This is a genomic window from Micromonospora tulbaghiae, from assembly GCF_900091605.1.
GTDB lineage: Bacteria > Actinomycetota > Actinomycetes > Mycobacteriales > Micromonosporaceae > Micromonospora > Micromonospora tulbaghiae.
In genome coordinates this window covers 556,384-576,845 of the sequence record NZ_FMCQ01000002.1, presented here as the reverse complement: position 1 = coordinate 576,845, position 20,462 = coordinate 556,384, and the positions used below count along the sequence as shown (strand labels likewise).

Genomic DNA, 20,462 nt, shown 5'->3' with positions numbered 1-20,462 from the left:
GCGGCATGGGTGAGTTGCGCAAGCCGTTCCTGCTGCTGGCCCTGCTCGCGGTGGCGCTCGTGGTCGGCGTGGAGCTGGGCGCGGCGGCGCTGACCGGCGGCGGGGACGCGAGCGGCCCGCTGCGGGACAGCGCCGGTCAGCTCGGCGTGGAGCTGGGCGACGTCGGCGCGGTGTCCGAACCGTCCGGTCGGGGCATCGGCTACCTGGCGCTGATCGACGTGGTGGCGCTCTGGACGACCGGGCTGTTCTGCCTGAGCCTGGTGCTGCCGGACCGGATACAGGGCCGGATGCAGGGCGTGGCCACGCTCGTCTTCTCGATCGTGCTGCTGCTGGTGTCGCTGGTCCTGCTGATCGTCGCGTTCGTCGAGCTGACAGTGATGGTGTCGCTGTTCCTGGCCCCGCCGTTCGGCACGCTGGCGTACCTCGCGGTGTGGGGGTTCTTCCCGGTCGACGACGCGGCGGTGCTGCTCGGGCTGGCGTTGCTGCTCAAACTGGTCTGGGCCGGGTTGCTGCTCGCCGCCCAGCCCCGGTTCCTGCGCAACAAAGGGCTGGTGCTGCTGGCGCTGACCACACTGCTGTGCACTGTGGTGTTGCAGTTCCTGCACGGCCTGGTGCCGGTGATCCTGGTCAGCATCCTCGACGACCTGGGCGCCGTGGTGTTCGCCGTGGTGGCGTTGATCTGGGCGCTGGTGCTGCTGATCGGGTCGATCCCGGCGATCGTGAAGGCGGTCCGGACCACCGCCACCACGTCCGGCCGTACGGTCAGGTGACCGCGCGGCCGGTCAGGCGATCGCGGCCGAGGCGGCGGCGACGAACTGTTCCGCCGCCCGGGCCGGGGCGGCCCGGCCGGACTGGGCGTTCTCGGCGGCCTTGGCCAGCTCGGACTTCACCGTGCGGTGTCCCCTGAGCGGGGGCCCCGGGCCGTCGCCGAACGTCGTCGCCAGCTCCGACTCGAACCGGATGGACCGCGTCACGGCCGGGTCGGTGACCGTCTCGCTGAGCTTGGCGCGCAGGTCGACGTTGGGCGGCAGGCCGCGGTCGGTGCCGAGCAGCACTACCGCTTCGGGATCGTTGAGCATGAAGTTGATGACATCGACCGCGGCGTCCTTCTTCCTGCTGCGGCTGTGCACCGACCAGTACGTCTCGGCGCGGGCCCACTGGCCGCTCGGGTCACCCGGGTACGCCACCACGCCCAGCTCGTCAGTGGTGCTCTTCTGCAGGTCCGGCATCTGGCCGGCCCAGACCCAGGACGTGGCCGCCCCGCCGGTGACCACCAGCTGCTTGGTGACGTCGTTGGTGTTTCCCGCGCGGATGACGTCCGGCGCCGGCGTCGCCCTGCGGTCGCGGGCGCCGGACCACAGCGCGAACCACCGGGTCACGTCCTCGACGGTGAAGCCGAGGCTTCTGTCCTGGTACAGATCCTTGCCCTGCTGGCGCAGCCACACCCAGAACGCCTTGTAGTCGGCGCTCGGGTCCTGCGTACCGGGGACGTTGGTCTTCTTCGTCACCTGCTCGGCCCAGACGATGTGCTGCTCCCACGTCATGCCGGTGGTCGGCTCGGGCAGCCCGTGCCTGGTCAGCAGCGTCCTGTTGTAGACCAGGCCCTGGGTGTTCCCCCCGGCGGGCACTCCGACGAAACTGCCGTCCACGTATCCGTACCGCCAGAGGCTGTCGTGCATCGGGCGGGTCTCCAGCTTGCGCGCCCCCTGGTAGTAGAGCAGCCCGGCGAGCGTCCGCCGCGCCGCGTACTCGGCCAGGTGGTCGTCGTCGATCTGGAAGATGTCCGGCGCCTTGTCGCCGGCGGTGAGCTCGGCCAGCCTGTCGAAGTAGCCCTGGTCGGTCTGCCAGGTCTTCGTGAAGGTCACGTTCGGGTGCTTCCTGGTGTAGAGGGCCAGCACGTCGTCGGTCAGCCTGGCCCGCGCCTCGGTGCCCCACCAGAAGACGGAGAGCTCGACCGGGGCGTTCGGGTCGACGGGGACGTCCTCGTCGTCACCGCAGGCGGCCGTGGCCGTCAGCGGCACCCCGGCCGCCCCGGCCAGCAGGCCACGCAGCAGCAACCGCCGGGACAGAGGGCTGGACAGCGGCACGCCGTCGGCGTGCCCGGCAAGAGCGCGGATCAGATCCTCCTCGGCCGCCGGGTCCTGGTGTCGGCTACGACGATACGTTCGTCGCGCCACCGGGCCCGCCACGCGGCGGTCAGGTGACCGCGCCGCCTGCGGCGAGCGTGGCCAGGCGCGGCAGCTGCGCCGGGTCGGTGAGCGCCGACCCGACCGCCACCACGCGCGCCCCGGCCGCGAGGAAGTCGGCCGCGTTCCCGGCGTCGACGCCGCCGGTGGCCACGAACCGCGCCTCCGGCAGCGGCCCGGCGACCGCGCGGAACCACGCCGGGCCGAGGCTGACCGCCGGGAACGCCTTGAGCCACACCAGGCCGTGGCCGAGTGCCCGCTGCGCCTCGGTCGGGGTGGCCACGCCGGGCAGATGCGGCACGCCGAGACCGGCGGCCGCGTCGGCCACCGCCAAATCCAGGCCCGGCGCCACGGTGAACGCCGCCCCGGCGGCCGCCGCCTGACCGACCTGCTCCGGGGTACGCACCGTGCCCGCGCCCACGATCCGGTCCCGCCGCCGTCCGGCCGTCACGGCGGCGCGCAGCGCCGGCACCGCTTCCGGGGTACGGATGGGCACCTCCACCACGTCTATGCCGAGATCCCAGGCCAGCTCCGCCAGCCGGACGGTCTCACCGGGCGGCAGGTCGCGCAGGATCACCATCACCCGCGCGTCGCCGAACAGGGCCTCGAAGTCGTGTCCGCTCATCTCCCGCTCCCTCCCCTGACCTGCGCGGTCCACATCGTCTCCGGCAACGCCAGCGCCCGGGCGATCGTCTCCGAATCCGGCGGCGGGGCGGTGTCGCCCGGCACGGCCAGCACCGGCGCGGCGGTCAGGTGCCCCAGCCGCAGGCAGGCTCGCAGGTCGAGGCCGCGAAGCAGCCCGGAGAGGAACCCGGCAGCGAACGCGTCCCCCGCGCCGACCGGCTCCACCACGTCCACCGGCAACGCCGGCACGAACACCGCCGGCCCGGTACGCGGCAGCGCCGTCGCGCCGACCGAACCGTCCTTGACCACCACCAGCTCCGGGCCGGGCAGCAGCGCACGAACGGCGGCCGGATCGTCCGCCGACCAGAGCACCGCCGCCTCGTCCAGCCCGACCAGCACCACGTCGGCGCGGTCGGCCAGGTCACGCAGGACCGGGCCGGCCCGGTCGGCGGGCCAGAGCGCCGGGCGGTGGTTCACGTCGAAGCTGACCCGGGCGCCGGGCAGCGCCCGCCCGTCCAGCGCTGATACGAGCAGGTCACGGCAGGCGCCGGAGAGCGCGGCGGTGATGCCGGACAGGTGCAGCAGGCGTGCCCCGGCCAGCCCGGTACGCGCGAGGTCGGCGGCGCCGAGACGGCTCGCGGCCGACCCGGCGCGGTGGTAGTGCACGCGGGTGCCGCCCGGCCCCGGATCCTTCAGGTAGAGCCCGGTCGGCGCGTCCGGATCCACGGTGACCAGGCTGACGTCCACGCCAGCGGCGGCGACCTCGGCCACCACCCGCCGCCCGAACGGGTCGTCGCCGACGCGGCTGACCCACGCCGCGCGGTGTCCGAGCCGGGCCAGCCCGGCCGCCACGTTGGACTCCGCGCCGCCCACGCCGACCGTCAGCCGCGCCGCGTGCTCCAGCGACCCGCCGTCGTCAGGGGCGAGCATCACCATCGTCTCGCCCACGCAGACCACCTCCGGACTCACGGCATCACCCTCGTCCGCGACCGCAGGGCTCGCAACACCGGCTCACTCCGCGCGCTCACGGGCCACCCCCTCGACTCGGGCCGCGATGTCGGCCGGGTCGAGGTGGCCGTCGACGACGAGCACCCGGTGCCGGTTGTGCCGGGGCCGCCCGGCCGCGACCACCGCCGGGCGATCGAACGCGTACGCGGCGCAGACGCCCGGGTACATCGCGGTGCGCACGAACCACCTGTCGCCCGGCCCGAGACCGGTGAACACCAGCGTGTACGCGCCGCCACCGGGCGCTGAGGCGGACAGAGCGAGCCAGGGCGCGGTCGACCCGTTCACCGCCTCCTCGCCTTCCGCCTCGGCGGTGCGCACCAGCGGTTCCCCGTCGGCCGCCGCCCGCCAGAAGAAGCCGCCGTACCCGGCGCCGCCCGGGCGGCCGTTCGTGGCCGGGCTGCCCAGGTGCACGTCCGCACCGGTGGCGGCGGTGAGCGTCGCCGACAGGTCCAGCCACCAGGCGTCCTCCCCGGCCGGGGTGGCGGTGATCCGCCGGTGCTCGCGCAGCAGCACCCGGCCGTGCCGGTCCCGCCACTCAAGGTCGTGGTCGAGCCGGTCGGCGGCCCGCTCCCGCCAGCCGGTGTGCGCGATCACGCCGTGGTCGTCGCGCCAGGTGTAGCCGGTGCCGCGCACGTACGTCCGGCCGCCCCACAGGTTGACCCCGTTCACGTCCTGCACGGCCAGTGACGCGCCGAGGTGCCAGACGTGGTCGGCCGGGAGCGCGTCGGTGACCGGGGTGCCGGCCCGGGTCCGCACCGGATGCAGGTAGGGCCGAGGTCCATGACGCGGGTCGAGGTCGGGGCTGACCAGGTACCGGGCCACCTCGGCGCCACCCACGCCGAGCCGCGGCTCGGCGTCGGTGCCGGCAAGCCGCGACGCGGCATCGGCTCCGCCAAGAGGTGACTCCGCGTTGCCCCCGGCAAGGCGCGACTCGGCCCCGGCGTCAAGCGACCCGGCAGCGGCGGAACGGGGTTCGGCGGTCACGACGGGACCGGGCGGCGGGCGTCCAGCGCGTGCAGCGCGGCGAGGGCGTACCCGCCGAGGATCGGCACCGCGACCGGCGTGACCAGCACGCCCAGCAGCACTGCCAGCGCGCAGATGCCGGAGGCGGCGGCCCACACACCGGGCCGCTCCGGGCAGGAACGCGCGACTCGCCGGGCCGCCACCCGCCACCCGCGGCCGCCGGTGCGCCCGACGGCGACGGCGACCAGGCCCGCGTACCCGAGCAGGACCGCCACCACGACGGCGGTGAACGCGAGCGCGGGCCCGCCGCCGGGCACCCGGCCGGTGGCGAGCGCGACCAGGTCGGCGGCGAGCAGCGCGGCGGCGGCCAGCGCGACGGCGCTGACCGCGAGCCCGGCGGGCAGCGCGCGGCCGAACCGACGCAGGCTGGTCCGGGCCTCGGGCCAGGAACCGCTGATCGACCGGTCGTGCAGTGCGGCGCTGGCGGTGGCGAGCGCCGGGGCGAGCGTGAGCACCGGCAGCGCGGCGAGCGCCACGGCGAAGCCGAGCAGCGCCAGGTCGGTCGCCTCGCGCAGCGTGTCCCGCCAGTCGGCACGGGCCGGCACGGGGTGGGCGGGTACGGCGTCGGTGGAGGCGGACACGGCGGTCATCCCTTCAGCCCGCTGGTGTTGATGCCCTCGACGAGCATCCGCTGGAAGGCCAGGAAGAACAGGAACACCGGCAGCAGGGACAGCACCGACATGGCGAACATCGGGCCGACGGCGCTCTGGCTGGTCGAGTCGATGAACAGGGTCAGCGCCACCGGGACGGTGTAGTCCTCCAGGCTGGACAGGAACACCAGCTGCCGGAAGAAGTCGTTCCAGGTCCAGATGAACGAGAAGATCGCCGTGGTGACCAGCGCCGGGCGGCTCAGCGGCAGGATGACGTGCCGGAACACGCCGTACGGGGACGCGCCGTCGATGGTGGCCGCCTCGTCCAGCTCGCGTGGGATGCCGCGCATGAACTGCACCATGAGGAAGACGAAGAACGCCTCGGTGGCCAGGAACTGCGGCACCAGCAGCGGCAGGTACGGCCAGTCGCCGCCGACCAGGCCGAGGCTGCGGAACAGGATGTACTGCGGCACGATCAGCACGTGCCCGGGTAGCAGCAGCGTGCCGATCATGACGGCGAACCAGAGCTTGCGCAGCCGGAACCGCAGCCGGCCCAGGGCGTACGCGGCGAGCAGGCAGGACAGCGCGTTGCCGACGACGGTGAGCCCGCTGACCAGCGCGCTGTTGAGGAAGAACCGGCCGAAGCTGATGTCGAAGTTGGTCCAGCCGTCGAGGTAGTTGCCGGGGGTGAACCGTTCCGGCAGCAGGCCGACGTTGTTGGCGATCTCGGCCTGCGACTTGACCGAGGTGCCGAGCATCCAGAACAGCGGGTAGAGCACCACCGCGACGATCGCCACGAGCACGACGAGCCGCAGGACGTTCCGGCCGCCGCCCGGCCGGCGGCGGGCGACAGGAAGCGCCGTCATGAGTCGTCTCCGTCCGAGTAGTGCACCCAGAACCGGCCGGTGCTGAAAAAGACGGCGGTGACCACGCCGATCGCCACCAGGAACACCCACGCCATCGCCGACGCGTAGCCCATCTCCAGGTCGGTGAAGCCGGAGATGTAGAGCTTCAGCGTGTACATGAGGGTGGAGTCGACCGGGCCGCCGGTGCCGTTGCTGAGCACGAACGCCGCGGTGAAGCCCTGGAAGCCGTTGATGGTCTCCAGCACCAGGTTGAAGAAGATCACCGGGGAGAGCATGGGAAGGGTGACCGCGCGGAAGCGCCGCCACGCCCCGGCGCCGTCCACCGCCGCCGCCTCGTACAGCTCGGTGGGCACCTGCTTGAGCCCGGCCAGGAAGATCACCATGGGCGCGCCGAACTGCCAGATCGCCAGCACCATCAGTGTCTCCAGCGCCCAGTCCGGGTCGCTGACCCAGGGCAGCCCCTCGACGCCGAACAGGGCGAGGAACGAGTTGAACGCGCCGTCCCGGTTGAACATGTTGACCCAGACGATCGCCAGCGCGACGCTGCCGCCGAGCAGCGACGGCAGATAGAAAAGGCTGCGGAACAGCCCGACTCCGCGCCAGGCCCGGTTGAGCAGCAGCGCCACTCCGAGCGCGGCGGCCAGCTTCAGCGGTACGGCGATCAGCGCGAACGTCAGCGTGACCCGGACCGCGTGCCAGTACGACGGGTCGGCGGTGAACATCCGCTCGTAGTTGGCCAGCCCCACCCACCGCACCTCGGACAGCGGCGTGAGGATGTCGTAGTCGGTGAAGCTCAGCCAGAGCGACAGCAGCATCGGGATCGCCGTGACGCCCATCAGTCCGATGAGCCAGGGCGAGAGGAAGACGTACCCCGCCAGACCCTCGCCGAGCCGGGCCCGGCCGGCCCCGCGCCGCGTGGGGCGGGGGCCGGCCGGTCCGGTGCGCGGGGTCCGGCCGGGCGCCGTGGTGAGAGCCACGGGACCGGTCCTTTCGTGGGTCAGGCGATCGCGGCTTTGCAGGCGGTGACGAACTGCTCGGCTGCCTGGGCCGGGGTGGCGCGGCCGTACTGGGCGTTCTCGGCGGCCTTGACCAGCTCGGACTTGACCTTGCTGTGCCCCTTGATCGGCACCTGGGGCGAGGCGCCGAACTTCTGCGCCAGGTCGGACTCGACCTGGATGGACTGCTTCATGGCCGGGTCGGTGGCGGTCTCGCTGACCTTGGCTCGGAGATCCATGTTCGACGGCAGACCGCGGTCGGTGCCGAGCAGCGCCACCGCCTCCGGGTCGTTGTTCAGGAAGTTGATCACATCGACGGCGACGTCCTTGTGCTTGCTGCCCTTGAACACCGACCAGTACATCGAGGCGCGCGCCCACTGCGCGCTCGGGTCACCCGGGTACGCGACCACGCCCAGCTCGTCCTTGGTGTTCTTCTTCAGGTCCGGCATCTGGTTGACCCAGACCCAGGAGGTGGCCGATTTGCCGGTGACCACGAGCTGCTTGGTGATGTCGCTGGAGTTGCCCTCGTGGATGACATCCGGCGTCGGGGTGGCGCCGGCGTCCCGCGCGTCCTTCCACAGCTCGAACCACTTCGTCACGTCCTCGGTGGTGAAGCCGAGCTCCTTGCCCTTGTACAGGTCCTTGCCCTGCTGGCGCAGCCACACCCAGAGCGCCTTGTAGTCGGCGCTCGGGTCCTGGGTGCCGGGCACCTTCGTCTTCTTCGCCACCTGCTCGGCCCAGGCGATGTGTTCCTCCCAGCTCATCCCGGTGGTCGGCTCGGGCAGCCCGTTCTTCTGCAGCAGCGTCTTGTTGTAGACGAGCCCCTGGGTGTTCTCCCCGGCGGCCACCCCGGCGAGCTTGCCGTCCACCACGCCGTACTCCAGCAGGCTCTTGGGGAACTTCGACACGTCGAGCTTGCCGGAGTCGCGGTAGCTGCCCAGGTCGAGCGTGGTGCTGCGGCCGGCGTACTCGGCGAGGTAGTTGTCGTCGATCTGGAACAGGTCGGGCGGGTTGCCGCCGGCGGTCAGCGTGGCGAGCTTGTCGAAGTAGCCCTGGTTGGCCTGCCAGGTCTTCTCGAACGTCACGTCGGGGTGCTTCTTGGTGTAGAGGGCCAGGGCGTCCTCGGTGAGCTTGGCCCGGGCCTCGCCGCCCCACCAGAAGACGGAGAGTTTGACCGGGCCGCCGTCGCCGCCGGCGGAGTCGTCGCCGCAGCCCGCCGCGCCCAGGGCGAGCGGCACGGCGAGCGCGACGGCGGCCAGGCCACGGACGAGTCGGCGTCGGGTCAGGGGGGTACGGTGATCCCGCCCGGCGGGTGCGCCGGCGGTGGGGGACGTTGCGGGGTGCATCTGCGCTCACTCCTCGGCTGTGGGAGGCGACGACGTCACCGGCGGCCGTCCACGGGCCGCCCGGGTCCGCAGTGCTGTGCGGGCCCGGGCCACCTGCTCAGGCTCCGGTGCCGTCCCGGCCGGGCGCGGGGACGGGCCCGGTCGAGTCGCGGACGACCAGTTCGGTCTGGAGCATTACCTGTGCGGTGGTGCGACGGTCGCCGGTCGCCGCGCCCCGGCCCCGGGCGCCGCGCGGCGCGTCGGAGTCCAGTTGCAGCAGCATGTCGACGGCCGTCCGGCCGGCGGCCGCGGTCGGCGTGGCCACCGTCGTCAACTTGGGGCGGGTGAGCCGGCTCAGCGCGATGTCGTCGACACCGACGACGCTCACGTCGTGCGGCACCCGCGACCCGAGCGCGTCCAGCCCTTCGATCAGGCCGATCGCCATCAGGTCGTTGTAGGCGAGCACGGCGGTGACGCCGCTGCGGCGTACCTGTTCGGCCAGGGCGCTGCCGCCGGTCTCGGTGGGCTGGTTGGGTCCGAGGACTGTCAGCTCCGCTCCCCCGCCCCGGGCGGCGGCGGTCGCGGCGCGGCGCATCTCCCGGGCGGTCCAGGAGCCGCGCGGGCCGCCGAGCAGCGCGATCCGGCGGTGACCGAGCGCGAGCAGATGCTCGATCGCGGCCCGGGCGCCCTGCCCGACGTCCATCATCACGCAGGGCAGGCCGGCGACCTGGCGGTTTATCACCACCACCGGGACCTCGCGGCTGACCTGCTCGATCAGGCTGTTGCTCATCCGAGGGCTGCACAGCAGCACGCCGTCGACCTGCTTGGCCATGGCGTGGACCAGGTCCTCCTCGGCGACCGGATCCTCGTTGGTGTCGGCCACGAACACGTGGTAGTCGCGGTGCCGGGCCTGCCCCTCCGCCGCCTTGATCAGCGGCGGGAAGAACGGGTTGGCGATGTCGGCCACGATCAGGCCGATGTTGTGCGTACGGCCGGTGATGAGGGCCCGGGCGGCCCGGTTGGGCCGGTAACCGAGGTCCTCCGCGCAGGCCAGCACCCGGACCCGGGTCTCCGGGTTGACCAGGTGCGGGGCCGAGAACGTACGGGACACGGTGGAGATGTGCACACCGGAGGCGCGGGCGACGTCCCGGATGGTGGCTGGCACGGCGGGCTCCTCGTCCGATGTGGTGGGGGTCACGGGTGCCGCCCATTAATGCAAACGGTTGCGCCCGTGTCAATGGTCCATTGTTGCGGCTCGATTTCCGGGTCGCACCCAGCGGGCGCGCGAAAGCGCATCAATATGGATGGATAGGGCGGCTTGGGCGGCAACCGTTGACGACACATCCATCATCATGGTTTCTTCGGCTGCAAACCTTTGCAACCGACTGGCGGGGAGGCCGACGTCATGTCACCACCGGCCCGGGAACGGGTCCGCCACGCCCTGGTGGGTGCCGGGGCACGCGCCGAGATGTTCGTCCGCGCGCTCGCGCTCGACCACGCCGACACCGCCGAGCTGGTCGCGTTCGCAGACGTCAACCAGAGGAGGATGGAGGCGCACAACCGCTGGCTGGCCGAGCTGGGCCGGCCGCCGGTGCCGACGTACGCAGCCGGTGACTTCACCGCCATGCTCGCCAAGGAGCGCGTCGACGTGGTGCTGGTGACCAGCGTGGACGCCACCCACGACGAGTACGTGACGGCGGCGCTGCGAGCCGGCTGCGACGTGGTCGTGGAGAAACCGATGACAGTCGACGCCGATCGCTGCCGCCGCATCCTCGACGCGGTCGCCGCGACCGGCCGGCGCGTGACAGTCGCGTTCAACTACCGCTACAACCCGCTGCACGAGCAGGTCCGGCGGCTGCTCGCCGACGGCGCGGTGGGTGAGATCGGGTCGGTGCACTTCGAGTGGCTGCTCGACGTGCGCCACGGCGCCGACTACTTCCGCCGCTGGCACCGCGACAAGTCCGTCTCCGGCGGCCTGCTGGTGCACAAGTCCGGCCACCACTTCGACCTGGTCAACTGGTGGCTCGACGCCCGCCCGGTCGAGGTGCACGCGTACGGCCGGTTGTTCTTCTACGGCGCGGACGGCCGCCGGCACGGCTACGCCCGCGACTACGACCGGGCGCACGGCTCCCCCGCCGCCGACGGCGACCCGTTCGCGCTGCGCCTGGCCGACCACCCGCGACTGCGCGAGCTGTACCTCGACGCCGAGGCCGAGGACGGCTACCACCGCGACCGCAACGTCTTCGCCCCCGGCGTGACCATCGAGGACGACCTCGCCCTGCTGGCCCGCTACGACACCGGCGCGACCATGACCTACCACCTGACCGCGTACGCCCCCTGGGAGGGCTACCGGGTGATGGTCAACGGCAGCCGGGGCCGCCTCGAACTGGAGGTGACCGAGAGCGACCACGTCAGCCCGGCCGTCGCCGGCGCGCTCAAGGGCGCGGCGCTGCACGGCGACGAGGCCGCCGTCGAGCAGGGCGCGGCCCGGCTCACGTTGCGCCCGTTCTGGGCGCCGCCGGTCCAGATCCCGGTCGACGGCTGGACCCGGCGCGGGCACGGCGGCGCGGACGCCCGGATGACCCGGGTGCTGCTCGGCGGCGAACCCGACCCGCTCGGCCGGGCCGCCACCGCCCGGGACGGCGCGCTCGCCCTGCTCACCGGCCTGGCCGCCAACCGCTCGCTGGAGACCGGCGCGCCCGTCCGGGTCGCCGACCTGCTCACCCTGCCCTGACCGAGGAGCCCTCCCCCGTGCCGATCATGTCCCCCAGCGATCTGCTGCTGCCCGCCGAGCCCGGCCTGCGCGCCCTGGCGCGCGAGCTGTACGCACTCGCCGCCGAGCAGCCGATCATCTCGCCGCACGGGCACGTCGACCCCGGGCTGCTGGCCGAGGACCAGCCGTTCCCCGACCCGGCCCGGTTGCTCGTCGTACCCGACCACTACCTGACGCGGATGCTGCTCAGCCAGGGCCTGCCCCCGGCCGACCTGGGCGTGCCCAGCGTCGACGGCAGCCCGGTGGAGACCGACGGGCGAACCATCTGGCGGCGCTTCGCCGCACACTGGCACCTGTTCCGCGGCACCCCGTCGAGGCTGTGGCTGGAGCAGACGTTCCGCAACGTGTTCGGCGTCGACACGCCGCTGAGCCCGGCCACCGCCGACGCCGTCTACGACGCGCTCGCCGCGCGCCTGGCCGAACCGGGGTTCCGGCCCCGGGCGCTGTTCGAACGCTTCGGCATCGAGGTGCTCGCCACCACCGAGTCGCCGCTGGACGACCTGGGCCGGCACGCCAAGCTCGCCGCCGACGGCTGGGGCGGGCCGGGCGGCCGGGTGGTCACCACGTTCCGCCCCGACGACGTGGTGGACATGGAGTTCGGCAACTGGTCGGCGAACGTGGACCGGCTCGCCGAGGTCTCCGGCGAGGACACCGGCACGTACGCCGGTTACCTGGCCGCCTTGCGGGCCCGGCGGGAGGCGTTCGCCGCTGCCGGGGCCACCTCCACCGATCACGGGCACCCGACCGCCCGCACCCTCGATCTCAGCCCGGTGCAGGCCGCCGCGCTCTACGACAGGGGCCGCCGCGGCCTGGCCGACGCCGCCGACGCGGAGGCGTTCCGGGCCCACATGCTGCTGGAGTTCGCCCGGATGTCGCTCGACGACGGCCTGGTGATGCAGCTGCACCCGGGCGCGGTCCGCAACCACAACCGCTGGCTGCACGCCCGGCACGGCCGCGACGTCGGCGGGGACGTGCCGCAGGCCACCGAGTACGTGCACGGCCTCGCCCCGCTGCTGGACGCGCACGGCAACGACCCCCGGCTCACGGTGGTGCTCTACACGCTCGACGAGGACACGTTCACCCGGGAACTCGCCCCGCTCGCGGGCGGCTACGCGGCGCTGCGCCTCGGCGCGCCCTGGTGGTTCCTGGACTCCCCCGAGGTGCTGCGCCGGTTCCGGGAGGCGGTCACCGAGACGGCCGGCTTCTACAACACCGCCGGGTTCGTCGACGACACCCGCGCGTTCTGCTCCATCCCGGTACGCCACGACGTGGCCCGCCGGGTCGACGCCGGTTTCCTCGCCCGCCTCGTCGCCGAGCACCGGCTGACCGGGGACGAGGCCGCCGAGACGATCGTCGACCTGGCGTACCGGCTGCCGAAGCAGGTCTTCAAGTTCGGAGGTGAGCCTTCATGACCACGATCGTCGACGTCGAGGTGCACGACGTGCGCTTCCCCACCGCCGCCAGCGGCGACGGCTCGGACGCGATCAACAGGGGCGACTACTCGGCCACGTACGTGGAGCTGACCACCGACGGCGGGCCGACCGGCGCCGGGTTCACGTTCACCAACGGGCGGGGCAACGAGATCACCTGCGCGGCGGTCCGCGCGCTCGCCCACCACGTACGCGGACGCACCGTCGCCGAGATCGCCGCCGAACCTGTCGCGTTCTGGCGTTCGCTCACCGCCGACGTGCAACTGCGCTGGCTCGGGCCGGAGAAGGGGGTGATCCACATGGCCACCGGCGCGCTGGTCAACGCGGTCTGGGACCTGCGCGCCAAACTCGCCGGCAAGCCGATGTGGCGGTTCCTCGCCGAGGCGCCCACCGACGAGCTGGTGGCGACAGTGGACTTTCACCACATCACCGACGCGCTGACCCCGGACGACGCGGCGGCCATCCTGGACAAGGGACGCGACGGTCTGGCCGACCGGCTGGCCGGGCTGGAGCGCGACGGGTTCCCCTCGTACACCACATCGGTCGGCTGGCTCGGCTACCCCGACGAGCGGGTGCGCGCGCTGACCCGCGACGCATACGCGCAGGGGTGGCGCGCGATGAAGATGAAGGTCGGCGGGCGGATCGAGGACGACCTGCGGCGGGCGCGGATCATCCGGGCCGAGATCGGCCCGGACGCGCTGCTGATGATGGACGCCAACCAGGTGTGGGGCGTGGACGAGGCGATCGCCGCGATGGGCGTCCTGGCCGAGGTCGACCCGTACTGGATCGAGGAGCCCACGCACGCCGACGACGTGCTCGGGCACGCCCGGATCGCCCGCGCGGTGGACGAGCTGACCGGCGGCCGCTGCCGGGTCGCCACCGGCGAGGTGGCGGCCAACCGGGTCATCTTCAAGCAGTTGCTCCAGGCCGAGGCGATCGGCGTGATGCAGGTCGACGCGTGCCGCGTCGGCGGCGTGGACGAGGTGCTCGCCGAGCTGCTGCTGGCCGCCAAGTTCGGCGTGCCGGTGTGCCCGCACGCCGGTGGCGTGGGCCTGTGCGAGTACGTGCAGCACCTCGCGATCTTCGACCACCTGCGCGTCGGCACCAGCCTGGACGGCCGCATGGTCGAGTACGTCGACCACCTGCACGAACACTTCACCGAGCCGGTCCGCACCCGGGACGGCCGCTACCTGCTGCCCACCGCGCCCGGCTACAGCGCCACCATGCGCCCGGAGTCGATCGCGCAGTTCCGCTTCCCGGACGGCCCGGCATGGCGCTGACCCCCGACCGGCTCGGCCTGGCCACGCTGCGCCACCTGCCGCCGGAGTCCCGGCCGCTGCTGCGTCCCGGCACCGTGCCGGCCGGCATCGTCCACCTCGGCGTCGGCGCGTTCCACCGCGCCCACCAGGCCGTGCACACCGAGGCGGCGGTCGGGGCGGCCGGCGGCGACTGGGGCATCATCGGCGTCGCGCCGCGCAGCACCGACGTGGTCGACGCCCTGGCCGCGCAGGACTGCCTGTTCAGCGTCACCACGCTCGCCGCCGAAGGCGCGGCCACCCGGGTGGTCGGCGCGCTGACGGGGGTACGGCACGCCGCGGGTGACCCGGGCGCGGTGGTCGGCCTGCTCGCCGACCCGGCGATCCGGGTGGTCACGCTGACGGTGACCGAGAAGGCGTACCGGATGGACCCGGTGACCGCCGCGCTGACAGTGGACGCGGACCTGACCGCCGACCTCACCACCGACCGTCCGCCGCGTACCGTGCCGGGCCTTCTCTTGCGCGGGCTGCTCGCCCGCGCCGCCGCCGACGCCGGGCCGATCGCGCTGGTCAGCTGCGACAACCTGCCCGCCAACGGGCGCCGGCTGCGCGGCCTGGTGGAGCAGTGCCTCACGCTGGCCCGGGTCCCCAACGCCACAGCCGAACGGGTGCTGGCGGCTGTGGCCTGCCCCGGCACCATGGTCGACCGGATCGTGCCGGCCAGCACCGACGAGACCCGGGACACCGCCCGGCGGGCGCTGGGCGTGACCGACCTGGCGGCGGTCGCCGCCGAACCGTGGTCGCAGTGGGTGATCGAGGACGACTTCCCCGGCGGCCGGCCCGCCTGGGAACGCTCCGGCGCGGTGCTCACCGACGACGCCGGCCCGTGGGAGCGGCTGAAACTGCGGGCGCTCAACGGCGTGCACTCCGCCACCGCGTACCTGGGGGCGCTCGCCGGCGCGGAGACGGTGGCCGAGGCGCTGGCCCTGCCGCACCTGGACGCGGTGCTGCGGCGGCTGATCGCCGAGGAGATCGCGCCCAGCTTCACGCCGCCGCCCGGCGTGGACGTGACCGCCTACGGCGAACAGGTGCTCGCCCGCTTCGGCAACCCCGCGATCCGGTACCGGACGACACAGGTCGCCATGGACGGCTCGCAGAAGCTGCCGCAGCGGGTGCTGCACACCGTCGCCGACCTGCGCGCGGCCGGCCGGTCGGCGCGGTGGAGCGCGCTCGTGGTGGCCGCGTGGCTGCGGTTCCTGCTCGGGTACGCCGACGACGGCCGGCCGCTGCCGCTGGACGACCCGCTCGCGGACCGGCTACGCGCCGCGCTCGCCGCCGGAGCGCACACCCCGGCCGGGGTGGTGGACGCGGTCTTCGCGGTCCGGGAGGTGTTCCCGGCCGACCTGGCCGCCGACGAAGAGGTCCGCGCCGACGTGACCGGCTGGCTCACCGCGCTGGAGCGGCACGGCGTACGGGCCACGCTGGCGGACGCCCGGTGACCGGCGGCGGGCCGCGACCAGCCGGGGGGTGGCCGGTGAGCGGCGGGCCGCCGCGGGTGGCGCTGATCGGGGCCAACGGGCACGGTCGCTGGCATCGCCGGACCATCGCGGAGCTGCACGCGGCCGGACGGCTGCGCCTGGTCGCCCTGGTCGACGTGCGCCCGCTGGCGGACGAACCGGAGGCGCCGGTCCCGCCGGAGGCCGCCGTGTTCACCGACCACCGGACCATGCTCGCCGAGTCCCGGCCGGACGTGGTGGTGCTCTGCACGCCGCCGCACACCCACCTGCCGATCACGCTCGACGTACTCGCCGCCGGAGCGGACCTGCTGCTGGAGAAACCGCCGGTGCTCGACCTCGCCGAACACCGGACGCTCACCGCCGCCGCGGACGCCGCCGGCCGGGCCGTGCAGGTCAACTTCCAGGCGCTCGGCTCGGCGGCGCTCACCGAACTGACCGGCGCGCTCGGGCGGCTCGACCCGGTCACCGGCATCGCCACACTCGCCGCCTGGCAACGACCGGACGCCTACTACGCCCGCTCCCCCTGGGCCGGACGGCGGTCGGTCGACGGCCGCCCGGCGCTGGACGGCGCGGTCGCCAACCCGCTCGCGCACGCGCTGATGCAGTGCCTGGCGATCGCCGAATCGGTGACCGGCACGCCGGTACGCCCGGCCCGGATCGCTGTCGAGCGCTACCGGGTCCGCCCGATCGAGGTGGACGACACCGCCGTGCTGCGCCTGACCCCGCACGCCGGGCCGCCGGTGCTGGCCGCGCTCACCCTCGCCGCCGAGAAGCACGTCGCCGGGGAGGTGCTCGTCACCGGCGAGCAAGGGCGGGCGGTGCTGGAGTACCCGACCGACCGGCTGCGGCTACCCGGCGACGACGCGCTCCGCCCGGTGCCCGGCCGCCGAGGGCTGCTGGCGAACCTGCTCGACCACCGCGCGGACGGCACGCCGCTGATCGCGCCGCTGGCGCGTACCGAGCCGTTCACCGCGGTGCTGGACGCGCTGCGGCACGCACCCGTTCCGACACTGCTCGACGGGGACCTGGTGCGCGTGGCGGGCGACGGCCCGCAGCGGGTGCGGATGGTGCGGGGCGTCGGCGCGGTGCTGCGGGCCGCCGCGGAGTCCGGCGCGCTGCCGTCCGAGGCGGGCGTGCCGTGGGCGGCCACGCCGTACGTGGTGGACCTGCCAGTGCAGTGAATGTCCCTCCAGGAGAACGGAACGAGTCATGCGTACCCGAACCGCAGTCGTCGCGGCGCTGACCGCCGCGCTCGTCCTCACCACCGCCGCGCCCGCGCCGGCCGCACCCGGCGTGCCGTCCCGGGCCGCCGAACTGCTCGGCCGCCAGACCCTCGCCGCGAACGACGGCTGGGCCGCCGCGGGCACCGGCACCACCGGCGGGTCGGCCGCCGCGCCGGACCGGGTACGCGTCGTGCGTACCCGGGCCGAGCTGGTCGCCGCGCTCGGCGGCGACAACGCCACGAACGCCGCCGACGCCACCCCCAAGATCGTGTACGTGGACGGGACCGTCGACGGTTTCGAGGGCCCGGACGGCACCCCGCTGGACTGCGCCGACCTGGCCGACCCGGAGTACTCGCTGCCCTCCTACCTGGCCGCGTACGACCCGGCGACCTGGGGCCGGGTGAACCCGAGCGGGCCGCTGGAGGCCGCGCGGGTGCGGTCGGTGGCCAACCAGACCCGGCAGACCCAGATCAACGTCGGCTCGAACACCACAATCATCGGGCTGCGCGGCGCGCGGCTCACCGGTCTGACGCTGATGATCGACCGGGTGGACAACGTGATCGTGCGCAATATCGAGTTCGCCGACGCCCGGGACTGCTTCCCGGCCTGGTCCCCGACCGACGGCGACACCGGCAACTGGAACTCCCAGTACGACCAGATCTCCGTCCGGCGCAGCGAGCACGTCTGGATCGACCACAACACGTTCACCGACGGCGACAACCCGGACAGTGCCCAGCCCGTCTACTTCGGGCGGCCCTGGCAGGTGCACGACGGCTCGCTGGACGTCACGCACACCGCCAGCCTGGTCACCGCCTCCTGGAACCGGTTCGCCGGCCGGGACAAGGTGATGCTCATCGGCTCGTCGAACACCGTCGGCCCGGACCTGGGCCGACTCAACGTGACGGTGCGGCACAACCTGTTCGACGGCACGCTGCAACGGCTGCCCCGGGTGCGGTTCGGTCAGGTCGACGTGCACGAGAACCACTACCGGCTCGGCGGTCCCGGCTTCGCGTACGCCCTCGGCGTCGGCGTGCAGTCCGCCCTGTACGCGGAGAACAACTTCTTCACGCTCACCGGCGACACCACCGCGGCAGACCTGCTGTACGACTGGGGCGGCACCGCGCTCACCGAGCGCGGCAGCTGGGTCCGGCAGGGTGACCGCCTGCCCCGGCCGGTGGACCTGCGCGCCGCGTACAACGCCGCCCACGACCCCGACCTCGGCGGTGACGCCGGATGGACGCCCACGCTGCGCGCCGCCCGGCCGCTGCCGACCCCACTGGTCCCGCTCGCCGTCGACGCCTTCGCCGGCGCCGGGCGGCTGCCGCTCTGACCTCCGCCGGAGCCCGCCCCGGCGACCGGGCCGGCGTCCTCCTGGGATGCCAGCCCGGCGCCGTCACCGGCCCACCGGCTGACACGCCGCCCCCGATGCGCAATGATCACCTCGACGGACATCGCCGCCGGGGGAATGAATCGGCGGCCACCGGGGACAACAGGGTGTGAATCAGGCGGTGGAATCAGGCGGTGACAGCGCGAGTGGGCGCCCAGGTCCGGGGACGGGCACGGGACGGAGGGCCGGACGTGACGGGTGGGACATCCGGCGACGGCGGCCCGGTCCTCACCATCGACCTACCGGCCGACCCGGCCCGGCTCGCCGCCACCCGGGAGCGGCTGCGCGGCTGGCTGCACGCCCAGGGCGTGAGCGAGTGGGACATCGACACCGTCCTCATCGCCACCGGCGAGGCCTGCGCCAACGCCATCGAGCACGGCTACCGCTTCGCCCGGGAGGGCATCACCACGCTGCGGGCCGAGCTGCGCGGCGACCGGCTGGAGATCGAGGTACGCGACCGTGGCGGCTGGCGCGCGGCCGACGGCGACGACACCGGCGACCGCGGCCGGGGACGGCTGATCATGGCGCGGGTGATGGACGAGGCCACCATCGTCGGCACGCCGGAGGGCACCTGCGTACGCCTGGTCAAGCGCCTCACCGGCGACGTGAGCGGCCCGGCGGGCGCCGGATCTAGCGAAGATCAGCTATAAGGGACGCATGGAGTTCCCCGCCTACCTCGCCACCATGCCGATGCACGCGATCACCGAGATCCACGGTGAGCCCGGCCTGCTGGCCCGGTTCCGGCTGGAGATCGAGGCGTTCGACGAGGCCGCCCGCGACCGGCTGACCGAGGCCCTCGACCTGGCCGCCGACCTGCACCGCGACGACCGGCGGGTACGCGAGCCCTACCTCAACCACCTGCTGCGGGTGGCGATCCGGCTGATGCACCACTACCAGGTGCGGGACGTGGACGTGATCGTCGCCGGGCTGCTGCACGACGCGGTCGAGGACCATCCCGCCGAGCTGGCCGGGCTCGATCCCGGCTCGGGGGCCGACGCGACCCCGGCGGCGCTCGCCGCGCTGTCGGACCGGTTCGGGGCGCGGGTCGCCCGGCTGGTCGCGGCGGTCACCAATCCGGCGTACGACCCGGGCCGGGACCGCGACGAGCAGTACCGGGAACATGTGGCGGCGAGCCTGGAGCGGGAACCCTGGGCGCGGGTGATCAAGGTGTCCGACTTCACCGACAACGGCGTTGGCGTGATCCACACGGTCGGGCCGAAGGTGGCCCGCGCCGCCACCAAGTACCGCCCGCTGGTGCCGGTCTTCCGCGACCTGGTCGCCCGCCCGGACACACCGCTGTCCCCACCGGTCAAGCAACACATCCTCGCCCAGCTGGACCTGGCCGAGGAGCGCTTCAGCGCCATCCTCGACCACCCCACCTGACGCCCCCCCCAGCTCCCCCACCCCGTCCCGCCTCGCCCCGGCCCTCCACCCCGCCTCGCCTCGCCTCGCCTCGCCCCGCCCCCGCCCCCGCCCCGTCGATCATGAAGTTGACCGCCCGGAGAGCGCTCCCCAATGCCGCTAACTTCATGATCACCCCATTCCCGGCCCCGTAGCCGGCCCTCGCCCGGGCGTGATCAAGGAGTTTGTGTCGCTGCGGCAGCCTGATCCGGACGTGAACTTCTTGATCAATCGCCGGGTCGGGGGGTGTGCCGGGTCGGGGGGGTGTGCCGGGTCAAGGAGGCGGTGGACTCGCCTGTGCGGGCCTGCTCGACAGCACGCCTGACGTCGGCGTGGTGGCAGGGTCAGCCGGCGGACGGTGGGCCGCCGACCCGACCGTCGACCCGTCCGCTGAGCACCGCGGCGACGCGGTCGCGGAGGGCGGCCAGCCGGTCCGGGTGGTCGCGCAGCACCACCCGCAGCGTCTCGTGGCCACCGGCGGCGACCGCGCCGAGCACGTCCAGCAGCGTGCCGAGCTGGGCCGGCGGCTCGTCGGCGAGCAGGTCCGCCGCGTCGGTCACGGCCACTGTCAGCGGGCCGGCGTCGAGGCGGTCGGCGAGCGCGTCGGCGAGGGCGTCCCAGTTGCGGCCGTACCAGCCGGGCAGCGCCAACACACCGGCCAGCGCCTCGTGCAGAGTGGCCCGGGTACGCGCCTGCGTGCCAGACATCAGCACGCCGCCCGGCAGCGCCCCGCCGCCCGGCTGTGGGCCACCGTCCGAGCCCGGTACTGTCGCGCCGCCGTCCGGCTCGGGCGGCGGCGCGTCGTACACGAGCCAGGCCGGTGCCTGCGGGGACGCCGCGCCCATGGATCCGTCCTTT

19 protein-coding genes are annotated in these 20,462 nt (G+C 73.7%); 9 read left to right on the top strand and 10 right to left on the bottom strand.

Translation table 11 applies throughout. The features are described from left to right. Nucleotides 1-5 precede the first annotated feature (5 nt). Entirely contained in the window at nucleotides 6-770 is a 765-nt protein-coding gene (locus GA0070562_RS07650; RefSeq protein ID WP_091417620.1) for a hypothetical protein, read from the top strand. A 12-nt stretch (nucleotides 771-782) separates the two neighbouring features. Here the strand turns inward: GA0070562_RS07650 and GA0070562_RS07645 are convergent, their stop codons facing one another. The 9 genes from GA0070562_RS07645 to GA0070562_RS07605 all read right to left on the bottom strand — a co-directional run bounded on the left by GA0070562_RS07645 (nucleotide 783) and on the right by GA0070562_RS07605 (nucleotide 9,782). After that, the gene (locus GA0070562_RS07645; protein WP_393353005.1) at nucleotides 783-2,069 is read right to left on the bottom strand and encodes an ABC transporter substrate-binding protein; all 1,287 of its coding nucleotides are present in this window, start codon (nucleotides 2,067-2,069) and stop codon (nucleotides 783-785) included. 127 nt (nucleotides 2,070-2,196) lie between these two features. After that, complete coding sequence (locus GA0070562_RS07640; protein WP_091417616.1) at nucleotides 2,197-2,811, bottom strand: bifunctional 4-hydroxy-2-oxoglutarate aldolase/2-dehydro-3-deoxy-phosphogluconate aldolase; 615 nt, start codon at nucleotides 2,809-2,811, stop codon at nucleotides 2,197-2,199. Next, entirely contained in the window at nucleotides 2,808-3,779 is a 972-nt protein-coding gene (locus GA0070562_RS07635) for a sugar kinase (protein ID WP_091417613.1), read from the bottom strand. The genes GA0070562_RS07640 and GA0070562_RS07635 overlap by 4 nt, the downstream gene beginning before the upstream one ends. A gap of 42 nt (nucleotides 3,780-3,821) precedes the next feature. Then, nucleotides 3,822-4,802 carry a DUF6807 domain-containing protein gene (locus tag GA0070562_RS07630; RefSeq protein WP_091417608.1) on the bottom strand — a complete coding sequence of 327 codons (981 nt, stop codon included), beginning with the start codon at nucleotides 4,800-4,802 and terminating at the stop codon, nucleotides 3,822-3,824. After that, nucleotides 4,799-5,431, bottom strand: a complete 633-nt coding sequence (locus GA0070562_RS07625) for a hypothetical protein (protein ID WP_091417606.1) — start codon at nucleotides 5,429-5,431, stop codon at nucleotides 4,799-4,801. The genes GA0070562_RS07630 and GA0070562_RS07625 overlap by 4 nt, the downstream gene beginning before the upstream one ends. After that, entirely contained in the window at nucleotides 5,428-6,297 is an 870-nt protein-coding gene (locus GA0070562_RS07620; RefSeq protein ID WP_091417604.1) for a carbohydrate ABC transporter permease, read from the bottom strand. Before GA0070562_RS07620 ends, GA0070562_RS07625 begins: the two co-directional genes overlap by 4 nt. Then, entirely contained in the window at nucleotides 6,294-7,274 is a 981-nt protein-coding gene (locus tag GA0070562_RS07615; protein ID WP_091417601.1) for a carbohydrate ABC transporter permease, read from the bottom strand. Before GA0070562_RS07615 ends, GA0070562_RS07620 begins: the two co-directional genes overlap by 4 nt. A 20-nt stretch (nucleotides 7,275-7,294) precedes the next feature. Then, complete coding sequence (locus GA0070562_RS07610; protein WP_091417598.1) at nucleotides 7,295-8,638, bottom strand: ABC transporter substrate-binding protein; 1,344 nt, start codon at nucleotides 8,636-8,638, stop codon at nucleotides 7,295-7,297. Between the two features lie 97 nt (nucleotides 8,639-8,735). Further along, nucleotides 8,736-9,782: a LacI family DNA-binding transcriptional regulator gene (locus GA0070562_RS07605; protein WP_091417595.1), complete on the bottom strand. Its 1,047-nt coding sequence runs from the start codon at nucleotides 9,780-9,782 to the stop codon at nucleotides 8,736-8,738. 240 nt (nucleotides 9,783-10,022) lie between these two features. On the opposite strand from GA0070562_RS07605, the gene GA0070562_RS07600 reads away from it, so the two are divergent. From GA0070562_RS07600 to GA0070562_RS07565, 8 genes are all read left to right on the top strand, one after another. Continuing rightward, the gene (locus GA0070562_RS07600; protein ID WP_091417591.1) at nucleotides 10,023-11,351 is read left to right on the top strand and encodes a Gfo/Idh/MocA family protein; all 1,329 of its coding nucleotides are present in this window, start codon (nucleotides 10,023-10,025) and stop codon (nucleotides 11,349-11,351) included. 26 nt (nucleotides 11,352-11,377) lie between these two features. Then, nucleotides 11,378-12,802 carry a glucuronate isomerase gene (gene uxaC / locus GA0070562_RS07595; RefSeq protein ID WP_175438680.1) on the top strand — a complete coding sequence of 475 codons (1,425 nt, stop codon included), beginning with the start codon at nucleotides 11,378-11,380 and terminating at the stop codon, nucleotides 12,800-12,802. After that, complete coding sequence (locus GA0070562_RS07590) at nucleotides 12,799-14,100, top strand: enolase C-terminal domain-like protein (RefSeq protein ID WP_091417585.1); 1,302 nt, start codon at nucleotides 12,799-12,801, stop codon at nucleotides 14,098-14,100. The genes uxaC and GA0070562_RS07590 overlap by 4 nt, the downstream gene beginning before the upstream one ends. Beyond that, complete coding sequence (locus GA0070562_RS07585) at nucleotides 14,091-15,575, top strand: mannitol dehydrogenase family protein (RefSeq protein WP_091417581.1); 1,485 nt, start codon at nucleotides 14,091-14,093, stop codon at nucleotides 15,573-15,575. Before GA0070562_RS07590 ends, GA0070562_RS07585 begins: the two co-directional genes overlap by 10 nt. A 35-nt stretch (nucleotides 15,576-15,610) precedes the next feature. Then, nucleotides 15,611-16,774, top strand: a complete 1,164-nt coding sequence (locus GA0070562_RS07580; RefSeq protein WP_254663752.1) for a Gfo/Idh/MocA family protein — start codon at nucleotides 15,611-15,613, stop codon at nucleotides 16,772-16,774. 28 nt (nucleotides 16,775-16,802) lie between these two features. Next, on the top strand, nucleotides 16,803-18,146 hold the full coding sequence (locus tag GA0070562_RS07575) for a pectate lyase family protein (RefSeq protein WP_091417573.1): 1,344 nt from the start codon (nucleotides 16,803-16,805) through the stop codon (nucleotides 18,144-18,146). Between the two features lie 248 nt (nucleotides 18,147-18,394). Further along, nucleotides 18,395-18,853 (top strand): ATP-binding protein, encoded by a 459-nt coding sequence (locus GA0070562_RS07570; protein ID WP_091417570.1) that lies wholly within the window; start codon nucleotides 18,395-18,397, stop codon nucleotides 18,851-18,853. Between the two features lie 7 nt (nucleotides 18,854-18,860). Then, complete coding sequence (locus GA0070562_RS07565; RefSeq protein WP_091417567.1) at nucleotides 18,861-19,586, top strand: HD domain-containing protein; 726 nt, start codon at nucleotides 18,861-18,863, stop codon at nucleotides 19,584-19,586. A 362-nt stretch (nucleotides 19,587-19,948) separates the two neighbouring features. Here the strand turns inward: GA0070562_RS07565 and GA0070562_RS07555 are convergent, their stop codons facing one another. After that, entirely contained in the window at nucleotides 19,949-20,449 is a 501-nt protein-coding gene (locus GA0070562_RS07555; protein WP_091417564.1) for a barstar family protein, read from the bottom strand. Nucleotides 20,450-20,462 lie beyond the last annotated feature (13 nt).

Excerpts from the sequence above, each read along its gene's own strand:
- GA0070562_RS07650 (WP_091417620.1), top strand. The coding sequence starts at position 6 with ATGGGTGAGTTGCGCAAGCCGTTCCTGCTGCTGGCCCTGCTCGCGGTG.
- GA0070562_RS07640 (WP_091417616.1), bottom strand. The coding sequence starts at position 2,811 with ATGAGCGGACACGACTTCGAGGCCCTGTTCGGCGACGCGCGGGTGATG.
- GA0070562_RS07625 (WP_091417606.1), bottom strand. The coding sequence starts at position 5,431 with ATGACCGCCGTGTCCGCCTCCACCGACGCCGTACCCGCCCACCCCGTG.
- GA0070562_RS07620 (WP_091417604.1), bottom strand. The coding sequence starts at position 6,297 with ATGACGGCGCTTCCTGTCGCCCGCCGCCGGCCGGGCGGCGGCCGGAAC.
- GA0070562_RS07610 (WP_091417598.1), bottom strand. The coding sequence starts at position 8,638 with ATGCACCCCGCAACGTCCCCCACCGCCGGCGCACCCGCCGGGCGGGAT.
- GA0070562_RS07600 (WP_091417591.1), top strand. The coding sequence starts at position 10,023 with ATGTCACCACCGGCCCGGGAACGGGTCCGCCACGCCCTGGTGGGTGCC.
- uxaC (WP_175438680.1), top strand. The coding sequence starts at position 11,378 with ATGTCCCCCAGCGATCTGCTGCTGCCCGCCGAGCCCGGCCTGCGCGCC.
- GA0070562_RS07590 (WP_091417585.1), top strand. The coding sequence starts at position 12,799 with ATGACCACGATCGTCGACGTCGAGGTGCACGACGTGCGCTTCCCCACC.
- GA0070562_RS07585 (WP_091417581.1), top strand. The coding sequence starts at position 14,091 with ATGGCGCTGACCCCCGACCGGCTCGGCCTGGCCACGCTGCGCCACCTG.
- GA0070562_RS07575 (WP_091417573.1), top strand. The coding sequence starts at position 16,803 with ATGCGTACCCGAACCGCAGTCGTCGCGGCGCTGACCGCCGCGCTCGTC.
- GA0070562_RS07565 (WP_091417567.1), top strand. The coding sequence starts at position 18,861 with ATGGAGTTCCCCGCCTACCTCGCCACCATGCCGATGCACGCGATCACC.
- GA0070562_RS07555 (WP_091417564.1), bottom strand. The coding sequence starts at position 20,449 with ATGGGCGCGGCGTCCCCGCAGGCACCGGCCTGGCTCGTGTACGACGCG.